Below are 12,798 nucleotides of genomic sequence, written 5' to 3'. Positions count from 1 at the left end.
TTAAATATTATCTAAAACCCATTTGTATAGAAAGCATAAATATTCCATAAGAAGACTTATCTAGTAAAGTTACAGTATTATTACCTACAACACTACCACCCCTAGGGCGATATTTACTGTCTCTAGCACTAGTGGATACATTCATCATTTGTCTATAACTAATTTCAATTCCTAAATATTTAGAGACTTGAATATAACCACCAGCAATTAAACCTACATCCACAGAATGCGTATCTAACTTTTTTGAATTATCTCTATAAGAACTTCCCATAGAGTATTGGCGGAAAGTATAATCTACAGTACCCCCTAATCGCGGAGTAATTACAAACGGAATAATATCATATTTTAAAGCTAAGCCTGCATTGTATTGCTTAGCTTGAGGGAAGTAATTATTTGAACCATTATTAGAATTTGTTGCATATTGGTGCTCAGAAAGTACAAAATGACCCTCTAAAGTAATAAAAGGATTATCTTCTACACGCATACCCGTGCTAATACCAAAAGCACTTTTGGTTATTACATCAGGACTACTCTCTACAGCATACTTACCAGTTCCTAAATCCAATCCCACATACTTACCACTGTTTTGTTCTATTTTATCAAACTCTTGATTAAATAAATTGGTTTTAATATCTGATAAACTATTTTCAATAGCTCTTAATCGAGAATTATTTTGAGGAGCAGGTTTCACTGCTGGAGGAGTTGCTGCCGGAGCTGCAGGCTCACCAAATAATTTTTTTCGTATTCTTTCTGATCTACGCTTTTCTGCCTCCAGTCTCTCTTTTTCCAACTGTTCGTTAATTCTGTTAATTGTCTTCATTTCTTCTTCTGAACGACGATCATATATTCTATCTGCTTCAGACTTTACTACAGCTTTGGCTGTCACCTCAACAACCGGTTGAGAGTTATAGCTATTATCACTAGCAAGTTCTGCAGATTGTTTTTTCTTAGATTTACTATTTTCTTGTGCGCTGAATTCTACTTCATTATCTAGCGATTTTGATTCTAAAGCATAAAGCTTGCTAGTTACTAATAAACTTACAATAGTCATTAGACTAAAAAAATATAGATTTCGTTTATAAATTTTCATATTTTCCCCTTTACACAAATTCACTTAATAAACTTATTTACACAATCCATAAAGCAAAAATGATACCAAAATTTTTATTTAAGTAAAAAACAAATAATTACTTATAGTTATACAGAAATAAAGCAATTATGATAGTGGTTGTAGTCAATTTCATACAAAAGTACCAGTATAACTGTCTATATTTTAAACAGATTTACGAGAAAAACCCCTTTTTTTACAGTAAATTACGAATAAATTTTACCAAAAAAGGATTTTCTTGCCGTTGTAGCAACTGTTTGGCTTGGGCCTGATAACTGCCTTCTGCCTTTATTATGGGCAAAAACCCCTTAATAGCGTGCATTTTTATAACTAACTCCTGCTCGTATAAGCGTGGAGCTGCTATTTTTTGATTAATAGAGGCAGAAATGATTTTTTCTAAATACGGTTTGGCTTTACTATTTTGCGATAAAGATAATAAATATACGCTTAAAAATCGACGATCACCATTGGATTGCGTATTACTAACTTCTTTAAATAAATAAGCAAAATCGGCCTCCTTTAACAACAAGGATTGTTTTTTTAAATGCTCTAATCGCCTTTTAGGATGGGGCTCTATACTTCCCATACGAACAGACTCTGTTTGCAAAAGATTTTTTACAAAAGTTAATTTGCTTGGCTTTAGTTTATTTGCCTTTAGTCTTTTTGATAAAGAGGTAAAAGGTTTTTTGCCTTTTGCCACAGAAGTTGTATGCTTTTTTTGCTTTAAAAATACTTTTTGTATTTTAGAGGAATAGGTATTGTTTTTTTTAAAAAAATAATGGTTAAAAAAATACAAAACCCCTACGGCAATAACAAAAAAAAGACTTTTATTTATACTTTTAAAAATACAACCCTCGTTACTTAATATATTACTTTACAAAAATATTTTTTTTATAAATCAAAAGCATTGTATAAAGGCACTTTTACAAAATCTATAATTTTTTTCGAAGCATTTAACTCAGTAAAAGGAGTTCCCGATTTAGCTTCATACATCCTTTGATCTTTTCTTAATTCTAAAAGTGTTGCATTCCATAAACCATAGGTTTTTACATCTGCGGGCCATTTGTTAGGCAAAGCCGGTTTTAATCGCAAAGAAGCGTGGTCCACAGGGTAAACCAACCCTTCTTTAGTTACTACAAATAATCCCTTTTTCCCTTCAGGGCTTACGGTTTTTAAAGTGGCCTTTGCAGGAATAGAAGTTCCAGAAAACCATTCGCCTTTTGGAAAATTATAAAATTTTAATTCATTATTGTCTGTTAAAGCCACTAAATGTCTTACTTTACCAAAATCCACTTCTTCTAAATCTATAATACGAAAGCTTCTATTTTGCTTTAACATTTTATAATAAGAATAAACATCTTCTAATAAATCCGTTTGTAAATTTTTGGCCCAAGAATACAAATCAAAAGCTAATGCGATTTTTTCTCCCACTAAAGTAGCTCCAAAAGAACTTCGCTTTAATTGCAACGAATTAGACTTTGATAACATTTCTTTTGATAAAGCAATATCGCGTTTATTATTGTCTTTTAAAACTACAGCTTTTTTGTCTGTTAACACCAATAAAGCTTCTTTTTGTTTCATTGGATATTTATTAAAAACAAAATTGGCGCGAGCTAAGTTCATTAACCTAGCCATGCTAGTGTATGCGGGGTGAAAATTTTGTCCTCGCAGTACTACGCGAGAATAGTATTCCATTTCTACGCCGTGGCTACCCCCTTCTTCCACAGAAGCATCACAGCCGGAAAGCTGACTTTCGCTATAGGGTCCATGGTTGCAAGCACGATGTCCATATCCAGCAGTATGACGAGCTTCATGAATAATGGTTCCAACCCTTCCTAGAGTGGATAATTTACTCCACCCATTTTGCATAGTAAAATAACCACCTCTGTTATAAGCGGTAGCATAAGGAATATCATGACCTCTTCTTATTCCTTTTGTCATTGTTTTCATCCAGTAGTCATATTCAGAAGCTTTTACAAAATCACGGATAAATGTATTGGTTGTACTTCCAGAAAAATACCCTTCTTCGATAATTTTTAAATCATTAAATAATTTTTTTGTTTCTACTTGGTTATCGCATAATTCTAAACCTCCAAAAGATTCTACATCAATGTTGTATTCTTTGATGTAAGATTTTGCTTTATAAGAATCGATGCAGGAAAAATTTTGATCAAAACTGGGCAACTTTTTTCCTGGTAACCCAGGAAGTAAGCCAATGGCTTCTGCGTGAACTGGAAAAAATGCAAATAATAATAGTAAAAAATACACATAACCTTCTTTTGTAAAATTTGTAATGTACTAAATTCTAGAAAAGAAACAGGTTAAGCGTCAAGATAATGTAAAGACTAGGTGCGTTTGCACTTTAAAATTGCGTTTGCACTTTAAAATTGCGCTTGCACTTTAAAGGTATAATTCAAAAAAAAATATTGTATAAAAAATGGTAGCGAGAGAGGGACTTGAACCCCCGACACGCGGATTATGATTCCGCTGCTCTAACCACCTGAGCTACCTCGCCACAAAGTCTTGATAAAAAAATGATACTTCTCCATCAAGATATAGCTTTAGTTATGCAATTAAATACAAATCAATTCAACGAAAAGATAGCTATTTTAATAAATAAAAAAAGAAAAAAAGCATTATTTCCTTATTAAATCCCTTATATTTTAAACAACTGTAACGCGTTGTATAAAAAGACACTTCCTTGGCTCTATTCTTTTATAAAAGCAAAATACTTATAATATTTTTTGACAAAGAATTAAGGCTTAATTAGGCTGTACTTAAGACTGGTTCTGGTGAACCTATAAGGAGACTACTATGAAATCTGCATTACTTTATACCAGTGTTTTTATTTATACTTTTTTAATTAATTCTATAACCGCATTTGCTGGCACCACTTTGCAATGGCAAATTCTAGATAATGCTAAACAACCTATTAAGAATGCCGTTGTTATAGTTCACAATAAACAAAAAACAATAAACAAAAAATTAATCTCTGATTCTAAAGGAATGGTTACAAAAGAAATTCCATCGTCCATTTATGCTCCATGGACGCTAGTTGTTTCTGCTCCAAACTTTATAACAAAAACACTTTTGGGTATTTCGGAAAAACAAAATCATCTTGTTATTTTTTTAACTAAGAAAACCTTTAATGAAAATGTTTTAAAAGGAAAGGCTCTTAATTTTTCTAATGTACGACGAGACGGATTAATTGATTTTGGCTTAACTTTATTTAGTTTCAATTTAACAGAACTATGGAACATTACTGCTGCTAATTTTTTTAGTCCTAAAATAGTTTCTGTACCTTCTTTTTCTAAAGCCAAAGTGCCTTCTAATGTAAGTTTGCCAGAACAAACAGAGCGCTACTGGATTTCTGTACGATTAAAAAAAGAAAACTATGAATTTACTGCTCCAAAAAAGAAAAAGTATATTGCCCATACTTTGCATGGACAATTTCCTTTAAAAGCCGCTATTAATGAAATTCAAGGAGGAAGTAGTTTTATTTCTTTAGCTAATTTATTTAAATTTAAAGCCTATGCTTCTCAAGAAAAATCTTTTACTAAAAAAAAGGACGAAAACATAGATTTTGATTTATCTAAAAAAACTATAAATGGAAGTCTTCAGGTTACTACTAATACCAATACATCTTTTCAAGAAATTTTATTATTCTCTTTACTGGAAAAACAAGGTCAATATCTTCCTTTTGATATAAAACGCTATACCTCTTCTGGGTCAACATTAGTAATTCCTAAAGAAGGTTTAAATAAAAGTGTACTTGGTCTATTAACGAATAAACCCGACGAAGAAGTTGAAGACGATCGTTTAAATACGCAAACACCAAAATTGCTTTTCGAAAATTTAAATATAGAAAATTTCGAGATGCTAAAATACGAAGATTTATATACAGTCATGGCTCGCATTAACCCATTAAAAATTTCTGTAAAAACACAGTCTAAATTTTTAACTGCTAAAAAAATGAGTATTGCTTTACAACAAGCTACTAGTGGAAAAGTAGATTTAAAATTTTTACCTCTACTTAAGACACCTAAAGTTAACAAAAATTCTATTCATTTAAATCCACCGAAAATGAGTGCAGACTTCAAACCTCACTCTAGTGTATTACAACTAGTAGAAATAAAAGAAATTTTTATGGATAAAAATAAAAAACATAAAATTTTAACAACCAAAGTATTAGAAGAGGTTGGAGTATCTAATTGGACCAATACTTTTAATACTGATTTTGTTAATAATTTTAAAAAAGATACAAACAAACGATATGCTTTGCAAATTATTTTTTTAGCCACAACTGGCCAATCCCATACACCTAGCCATGCTACCCGTAGTTTTCAAGAGCTTTTTTAAATATCTAAGGAAGCTAAGTTTTTTATCTGCACTTAGCTTTTTTGGTTTTTTTATTTTTTCTTGTACCTTAGCACCTCAAAAACCGCCGTCTGTAACTGCACAAAAAAAAATTAAAAAGATCTTTGCAGAAGATTATGCTATTTTATGGAAAGTTACTCAACAGTCCATTCAAAAATACCCTGTTAGCACTTCTAATTATGAAAAAGGATTTGTTTTTACTCCATGGATTAGGTTAAATAGTATTTGGAAAGACCCTTCTATAAAAAATCAAAAACCTTTATATAAAATTCGTATTTATTTGAAAAAAAATTTAAAAAATAAAACAACAACAATAAGTATAGAGAAACAAATTAAAAATAAAAAAAATTTTTTTAGTGAAGAAGTTAACCTTTCTAGTAATTTTATAGAAGAGAAAATTATTTTATATAGAATTATTCAAGAACTTAAAATATATAAACAATTAAACTCTAATTAATACTATGCAACCAGATCTTTTAATAAAAAATGGCACCTTAGCTATTCAACATCCAAAAAGTAAAAATTGGAAATTAGAAAAGTTAGATATTTTAATTCAAGGTAAAAAGATTATAGACATTGGTTCTTTTTCTTCTACTAAAGCCAAAAAAACTTTAGATGCAAAACACTTGCACATTAGCCCTGGGTTTATAGATACTCAAGTGCATTTTAGAACCCCTGGGCTTGATTACAAAGAAGGTTTTAAAAATGGTAGTTTAGGCGCAGTGCTAGGAGGCATTACTAGTGTTTTAGATATGCCTAACACTAAACCTTCCACCACCGACGAAACTTCCTTTAACCAAAAATTAGCAACAATTAAAGGGCAAAGTTTTTGTAACTATGGTTTGTTTTTAGGAGCTACTGCAGAAAATTCCATGCATTTAAAAAAACTAGAACAGTTAAAACACTGCTGTGGAATTAAAATTTTTATGGGTTCTTCCACAGGAGACCTTCTTTTAGATGATGAACGCTATTTAAATCAAGTATTGCAAAATGGAAAAAAAACAGTAGCTATTCATGCCGAAGATGAGCAACGATTAAAACAACGAAAAAACTTAATACCCAAAGATCAATTAACCCCATTACACCATCCTTACTTAAGAGATGAACAAACAGCTCTTATTGCAACAAAGCGTATTGTAACCTTGGCTATCAAAAACAAACGGTCTATACACATTCTTCATATTAGTACAAAAGAAGAATTACTATTTATAAAAGCTGTGCAAAAAAAATATCCTAAATTAATTACCTTAGAGGCTACTCCACAACACTTAACACTAAACTCTCCAGATTGTTACAAACAGTTTGGGTCTATTGCACAAATGAACCCTCCCATTAGAGATAAAAAGCATCAAGATGCTTTGTGGAAAGCTATTCAAAATGATCAAATTTATATTATTGGGTCAGACCACGCCCCGCACAGCATCAGTGAAAAACAAGAAAAATACCCCTCTTCTCCTTCTGGAATTCCTGGAGTGCAAACCAGTATCCCTTTGTTGCTTAATGCTATTAATCAAAAAAAAATGTCTTTTTTAAAATTAGTGCAACTAATGAGCTTTCACCCTAGTCTGCGCTATAATATACAAAACAAAGGTTTACTATTTCCTGGCTTTGACGCAGACCTTAGTTTAGTGGATTTAAAAAAAGAAAACCGTTTATCAGAAAAGTTTTTAGTATCATTGGCGCCTTCTCCCTTTGTAAATAAAAATATTAAAGGTTGGCCAGTGCATACCATTATTAATGGATCTATTATAGTACAAAATAACCAACTAGTAGACCAAACACCTCACGGAGAAGCTTTACATTTTTAACTGATGTAAACAATACTACCTATTTATTTTTTTATGGATGGCAAAAACCAGCCTTAAGCCTTTAAAGCTATATTTATAATTCTAGCCTTACGGCTTTTTTTGGTCAGGGTTTTTTAAAAAATTTTTTCACTCAATTAAGAAAATGCTATTGTTGTAAAACAAGTTGCATTATGACGTTTACAACAAAATTTTTTTAAATCCAATTATTCAAGGAGGAATAATGCTTCGCTTTATACTGTTTTTTTTGTTTGTAAACTTTTTTAACTTAAATCTTTCTTTTGCTAAAAATTCTAAAAACGCACTAAATATTCTTAAACCAAAAGTGGTTTACGGTAAAGATAACCGAAAAGAATTTTATGAAGTTAAAAATAAAACAATTAAAGATCTTTCTTTGTCTACTGTTGCTTTATTTAGTACAGCCTCTTTACTGTCTACCAATGCTACAGAAACATTATTTGATATTGATGCAGAAACTTTAGAAGAAAGTTACCAATTATGCTCTACAGAAAAATATTTAGCTCAACCCACTGGTGCTTTTTGTACTGGTTTTTTAATTGCTCCCCAATTAGTTATGTCGGCTGGGCATTGCATTACTAGCCAATTTGATTGCGAAGACACACAATTTGTTTTTGATTACAAACTAACTAAAAAAGGGCAAACAACAATACAAATTTCCTCAAGCTCGATGTACTCTTGTGATAAATTAATATCTCGCGAAGAAAGCATTACAGATTATAGTATTATTAAATTAGACCGCCCAGTAACGGATAGACAACCTCTTAAAATTCGTAAAATTAAGGAAATACAAAAGGATACTAGTGTTTTTGTTATAGGGCATCCTTCAGGGCTTCCTTTAAAAATTACACAAAAAGGAGCAAAGGTTTCTCAAGTAGAAAATACATATTTTTTAGCCAATTTAGACACCTTTCAAGGCAACTCTGGCTCTCCTGTTTTCCATTCAAAAACTAACGAAGTAGAAGGCATATTAGCGAGAGGAGAAACAGATTACACTTATAATTCAAAAAATTCTTGTTATGTGGTAAACACTTGCCTTAAAGAAAACAATTGCTCTGGAGAGGGAGTAATTAAAATTACTAGTTTATACAAACAAATAAATAAAGCCCTAAATTTAGTAAACAAAGATATAAAAGAAGACCAGAGCAGTAAAAGTACAACATGTACTGTAGAGGGTGACCCCTTTTGTGAAGACACAAGTTGTGGTACAGAGAATACAAGGGTTTGCCTATAAAACGAGTGATACTATGAACAGTTCTTACAAATTGGTTTTACTTCGCCATGGACAAAGTTTATGGAATAAAGAAAACCGTTTTACTGGATGGGAAGATATTAATTTAAGCCCTCTAGGTATAGAGCAAGCCAAAGCTGCGGGAAATACACTTAAAAAACATCATTTACACTTTGATTTAGCCTATTGCTCGATCTTAAAACGATCCATAAAAACCCTTTGGTATACTTTAGAGGCTATGGATATGTGCTATCTACCCATTCAAAAAACTTGGAAACTTAATGAAAGGCATTATGGGTCTTTACAAGGAATGAATAAAGATGAGGCTAGAAAAAAATATGGAGAAGAACAGGTTCATATATGGAGAAGAAGTTATAAGACAACTCCTCCCCTGCTAAAAGAAAATACTTTTAAAGGTTTGCCACAATATCAAGAAATAAAAACTCCTGTTTTAGGAGAATCTTTAAAAGACACTCAAGATAGAGTTCTATCATTTTGGGATACTAATATTGCAACACAAATTAAAAAAAATAAAACGGTTTTAATAGTAGCTCATGGCAATAGTTTAAGAGCACTTATTCAACATTTAGAAGATTTAAGTGAAAAAGATTTGCTAAACTTAAACATTCCTACTGGGGAACCCATTTTATATCATCTAGATAGTCAATTAAAAGCAATAAATTCAGAATATTTAAAATAGCTTTTAATAAATACAATTACTACTTACATTTTAATTAGACTTAGGCTTTTATCTTTAGGTTTTGTCTTCCACAAACTTAATACACAACCTCCTAAACCTGCTCCACTAGGTTTTGTGGCTATTGCGCCCATGGCTTTTACCTCTGATATATGTTTTTTTAGCTCTGGAGTGATTAAGCCCCATCGATTAAAGGCTTTTGTGGATAATTGAAAAGCTTCTATAAAAAAAGGAATAGACTGTGCTTTGCTTAAGTTTTTTGTTTTTAAAATTAAATCTGTAGCCTTTTGCATTTCATTATCGGTAGTTATAGATATTTTGTGATTATTTTTGATCCAATTTTGCACTTGTAATACTGCTTTTTTAGTAGAGCCTTTTGACTCAGAATTACTTAAAGCTAAAAAAGGAGAACTTTTAAAAGTAATTTTTTTAAAACCAGAATCCATATTAAACAAAATAGTTGCATTCGATAAAGACGCTGCAATATCTACCCCACTACTGGATCCATGAAAAGAATCTTCTAAAGATTTTGCAAAGTTAAAAACTTGATCTTCGTTAATTACTTTTAATTCTTTTAACCATAGGCTTACCGCCGAACATAAAGCTGCAGAACTACCAAGACCCACTCCAAAAGACAAAGTGCTTTCTACAATAAGCTTACCTTTTATGTCCATCACTTTTTCTGAAATTTTACTTAAAACAACATTAAATACACTGTTAAATAATAATTGCATTATTTTAGAATGAGAATTAAAAGTAATATCTAATTTTTTTCCACCCGGCTTAAAAATAAATTTTAAAAATTTATCTTTTAAAGGAACAGAAATAGCCGATTTACCTCTTAATACCGAATGCTCTCCTGTAATAATACATTTACTATAAGTGGTAATTTCAAACATTTTTTTCTCTATTTAAAGTTAATAAATCCATTATTGCGTATTGTTTAACTAATTGGCTTAAATAAATATTTATTCTTTCTTCTTCTTTTTCTTTATACAATAAATGAATGTTTGGGCCTGCATCCATAGTAACCCATAAATTTATTTTTTCTTTTGTAATAAAAGCATTTAAATCGTTTAACACAGAGCTTACCACGGGAGTAAAGTAAGAAAAAGCTTTAGGGCAAGTTTCAAATAATTGGTGCATATCCATAAATTCCTTCCAAACAAGATCTTTTATCGCTAAAAATTGATTGGGTTGAAGTAATAATTGTTTTAATTGAATAAATCGTTTTTCTGATCTTTCTATTCTCTCTGAAAAATGAGAATGTTTTAAAACTCTGCGATGAGCCTCAGAAGAACCTACTTCTTTTTCTTTTGTAGAAATTAACAAAACATTGTGTTTTATATCCTTATAATCTTCATGAGTTGGCACTGTTTTAATTGCTGCTTCTTGCCACTGTACCCAAGGCATAAGTAAAGAGCGACAAGAAGAGCCCGAGCCTTTTCTGCTTAAGTTGGCTAAATGAGCTACACTTAACTTTTCTGAGCCTTGATTTAAAGCCAATTTATAAGCTGCCTTTGTTAAAGCTGCAAAACTAGAGGCAGAACTAGCTAACCCGCAAGCAGTGGGAAAATTATTAGCAGAAAAAATTGTATAATTGCCTTTAATGGAAAAATAATTTTTTAAATATTGCCAATGTTTTAAAAATTTTTCTTGAGCCTTTTTTGTTAATTGAAATTGAGCATTTAAAGCTTCCCACTTGTCCACATTACTTGTTTTATTTTCTTTTATCGCCACAGAAGTGGTTAAATGATTTAAAGTGTAAGACAAAGAAGGGTTTGCAGGTAAATTGCCTGTACCTGGCAACTTGCCCATATATTTAATTAACGCAATATTAGAAGGTGCTTTTTCTAATAGAGAATATTTACTATTTAAATCTACCATTAGTTAATAACCTTGTTATATAGTACTTCATTTCTTTTTTTAATAACTCTTATATAGCTTTGCACTAGCTATTATTAATTTCTAAATTTACACCATCATACAAACAATCCTCTGTCACCCACAATAAAGAAGATAAGTTTTGGCTAATTTTTATTTTTTCTTTTACTAAATTTTCATTCCCTTTGGCGTAAACGATTAAAAAAGTGTCTGCACCCAAAGCACCGCAAGATTTACTAGCTAAAATTTCTTTTATCTTTCCAAAGGCTTTTATTTTATTTATAGAGGAGGAGCACACAAAACCTTCTTGTTCTAAAAGGCTTTGTTGTAAATGCACTGCGGATAAAAAATCATCTATACTGGAAGCCTGTATAGAGCTAATCCCTTTTTCTACTATAGGTTTTAATTTTTTTACCAAAATATTTAATTTTTCGGCAGACAATTGAGATAAATGTTCATGAGTGTTTATTTTATTTTGGCTTTTCAATATTGCAAAATTATATTTTAAAAATGGCCAAGAAAAATTTTTATATGTAACACAAAAATTTTTTGTATTATCCACAACTTGTATAGAGGCGATAGATCCTAGTAATTGAGACAGTATATCAAACCCACTACCCCAGTTTGTAAATTCTTTAAATTTATGAAAGGCTGTAAATTCTTTTTTTTCTACACTTAAAAAATTATTCCATATCTTTGTACATTGTGTTTTAGTAATTTCTTTTTCTTTACAAAGCATTTTATGTAAATTAGTAATAATGTATGCCGACAAAAATTCTGCTCCAGAACAACCAAAACCACCACTAGCTTTATAAGGGTCTTTAAAATAACAGTTCTTTAAAAATTTTTTAAACACCACGGCTTTATTAGCACTAAGACTTTTTCTGTACTCTTCTAGAAGTAAAAAAGCAGGATGTGTTTTTTTAGAACTAATTCTTTTAAAAAAAGAGGCCTCACCGGTGGAGGCAATGCTTAACACAAAAGCTTTGGGTGTATTTATTAATAAACTAGGCCCACCTTGTAAAGCTAAGTACTCCCCTAACAAAAAAGTTTTACTAGGAATATAAATATTTATTAAATATTTATTAAGGTTGTTAAAAATAACTCACTCCAAAGTTGGTTATTGTAAAAAATAACGGGTTTATTAACTAGAGCGAATTTCGTTTAAAAGTGTTTTAGCATGTTGTAACGAAACACGCTTAGTTTTTATAAGCAACTCTTCTAAATTTTTATGCAATAATTGTGATTCTTTGCTATTTAACTTTTCTACTTCAGCCACAGACATTACTAAATTTTTAATATGTAACTTCATATGCCCTTCAATAATCCCCTCTGTAGTTAAAGCTTTTAATGCTCCTAAATTTTGCACCAAACCTGTGGCAGCACAAACTTTGGATAGTTCTTCCGAAGAAGATATTTTTAAAATTTGTAAACTCATTTTGGCCATAGGGTGTAAACGCGTTACCCCTCCCACTGTTCCCACAACAATAGGAGCTATTAAAGTTCCCTCTAGTGTATCTCCTTTTGCTCTCCATTTAGTAATAGAACTATAACTTCCAGAGGCGCTAGCATAGCTGTGTATGCCTGCTTCTACGGCTCTCCAATCATTACCTGTGGCTAATAATATAGGGTCAATACCGTTTAGCACCCCTTTGTTATTAGTCGCTGCTCTATAAGG

Annotated in this window: 12 protein-coding genes and 1 tRNA gene; 5 read left to right on the top strand and 8 right to left on the bottom strand. The window is 31.1% G+C overall.

Annotated features, from left to right (window positions below):
- Positions 1–7 precede the first annotated feature (7 nt).
- The 4 genes from HAW63_04650 to HAW63_04635 all read right to left on the bottom strand — a co-directional run bounded on the left by HAW63_04650 (position 8) and on the right by HAW63_04635 (position 3,623).
- Positions 8–1,090 (bottom strand): hypothetical protein, encoded by a 1,083-nt coding sequence (locus HAW63_04650; protein MBE8163257.1) that lies wholly within the window; start codon positions 1,088–1,090, stop codon positions 8–10.
- Positions 1,091–1,304: 214 nt separating this feature from the next.
- Complete coding sequence (locus tag HAW63_04645) at positions 1,305–1,904, bottom strand: hypothetical protein (GenBank protein MBE8163256.1); 600 nt, start codon at positions 1,902–1,904, stop codon at positions 1,305–1,307.
- 95 nt (positions 1,905–1,999) lie between these two features.
- On the bottom strand, positions 2,000–3,376 hold the full coding sequence (locus HAW63_04640; protein ID MBE8163255.1) for a hypothetical protein: 1,377 nt from the start codon (positions 3,374–3,376) through the stop codon (positions 2,000–2,002).
- 170 nt (positions 3,377–3,546) lie between these two features.
- A tRNA-Met gene (locus tag HAW63_04635) sits at positions 3,547–3,623 on the bottom strand.
- 299 nt (positions 3,624–3,922) lie between these two features.
- On the opposite strand from HAW63_04635, the gene HAW63_04630 reads away from it, so the two are divergent.
- The 5 genes from HAW63_04630 to gpmA all read left to right on the top strand — a co-directional run bounded on the left by HAW63_04630 (position 3,923) and on the right by gpmA (position 9,239).
- Positions 3,923–5,467, top strand: coding sequence for a hypothetical protein (locus tag HAW63_04630; protein ID MBE8163254.1), 1,545 nt, complete (start codon positions 3,923–3,925; stop codon positions 5,465–5,467).
- Complete coding sequence (locus tag HAW63_04625) at positions 5,436–5,942, top strand: hypothetical protein (protein ID MBE8163253.1); 507 nt, start codon at positions 5,436–5,438, stop codon at positions 5,940–5,942. Before HAW63_04630 ends, HAW63_04625 begins: the two co-directional genes overlap by 32 nt.
- Before the next feature lie 4 nt (positions 5,943–5,946).
- On the top strand, positions 5,947–7,293 hold the full coding sequence (locus HAW63_04620; protein ID MBE8163252.1) for a dihydroorotase: 1,347 nt from the start codon (positions 5,947–5,949) through the stop codon (positions 7,291–7,293).
- Between the two features lie 220 nt (positions 7,294–7,513).
- The gene (locus tag HAW63_04615; GenBank protein MBE8163251.1) at positions 7,514–8,542 is read left to right on the top strand and encodes a trypsin-like peptidase domain-containing protein; all 1,029 of its coding nucleotides are present in this window, start codon (positions 7,514–7,516) and stop codon (positions 8,540–8,542) included.
- Positions 8,543–8,555: 13 nt separating this feature from the next.
- Positions 8,556–9,239, top strand: a complete 684-nt coding sequence (gene gpmA / locus HAW63_04610; GenBank protein ID MBE8163250.1) for a 2,3-diphosphoglycerate-dependent phosphoglycerate mutase — start codon at positions 8,556–8,558, stop codon at positions 9,237–9,239.
- A 23-nt stretch (positions 9,240–9,262) separates the two neighbouring features.
- Here gpmA and HAW63_04605 read toward each other — a convergent pair whose 3' ends face one another.
- From HAW63_04605 to HAW63_04590, 4 genes are all read right to left on the bottom strand, one after another.
- Positions 9,263–10,135 (bottom strand): hypothetical protein, encoded by an 873-nt coding sequence (locus tag HAW63_04605; GenBank protein MBE8163249.1) that lies wholly within the window; start codon positions 10,133–10,135, stop codon positions 9,263–9,265.
- Entirely contained in the window at positions 10,128–11,123 is a 996-nt protein-coding gene (mvaD, locus tag HAW63_04600) for a diphosphomevalonate decarboxylase (GenBank protein ID MBE8163248.1), read from the bottom strand. Before mvaD ends, HAW63_04605 begins: the two co-directional genes overlap by 8 nt.
- A 64-nt stretch (positions 11,124–11,187) precedes the next feature.
- Positions 11,188–12,165, bottom strand: coding sequence for a hypothetical protein (locus HAW63_04595; protein ID MBE8163247.1), 978 nt, complete (start codon positions 12,163–12,165; stop codon positions 11,188–11,190).
- Positions 12,166–12,264: 99 nt separating this feature from the next.
- Positions 12,265–12,798 (bottom strand): hydroxymethylglutaryl-CoA reductase, degradative (locus HAW63_04590; GenBank protein MBE8163246.1); only part of this gene is annotated, 534 nt, incomplete at its 5' end.

The sequence above is a fragment of the Pseudobdellovibrionaceae bacterium genome, from assembly GCA_015163855.1.
Taxonomy (GTDB): domain Bacteria; phylum Bdellovibrionota; class Bdellovibrionia; order Bdellovibrionales; family UBA1609; genus JAAOIH01.
This window is presented reverse-complemented; position numbering and strand designations above follow the sequence as displayed.

Excerpts from the sequence above, each read along its gene's own strand:
- mvaD (MBE8163248.1), bottom strand. The coding sequence starts at position 11,123 with ATGGTAGATTTAAATAGTAAATATTCTCTATTAGAAAAAGCACCTTCT.
- HAW63_04630 (MBE8163254.1), top strand. The coding sequence starts at position 3,923 with ATGAAATCTGCATTACTTTATACCAGTGTTTTTATTTATACTTTTTTA.
- HAW63_04605 (MBE8163249.1), bottom strand. The coding sequence starts at position 10,135 with ATGTTTGAAATTACCACTTATAGTAAATGTATTATTACAGGAGAGCAT.
- HAW63_04615 (MBE8163251.1), top strand. The coding sequence starts at position 7,514 with ATGCTTCGCTTTATACTGTTTTTTTTGTTTGTAAACTTTTTTAACTTA.
- gpmA (MBE8163250.1), top strand. The coding sequence starts at position 8,556 with ATGAACAGTTCTTACAAATTGGTTTTACTTCGCCATGGACAAAGTTTA.
- HAW63_04625 (MBE8163253.1), top strand. The coding sequence starts at position 5,436 with ATGCTACCCGTAGTTTTCAAGAGCTTTTTTAAATATCTAAGGAAGCTA.
- HAW63_04620 (MBE8163252.1), top strand. The coding sequence starts at position 5,947 with ATGCAACCAGATCTTTTAATAAAAAATGGCACCTTAGCTATTCAACAT.
- HAW63_04650 (MBE8163257.1), bottom strand. The coding sequence starts at position 1,090 with ATGAAAATTTATAAACGAAATCTATATTTTTTTAGTCTAATGACTATT.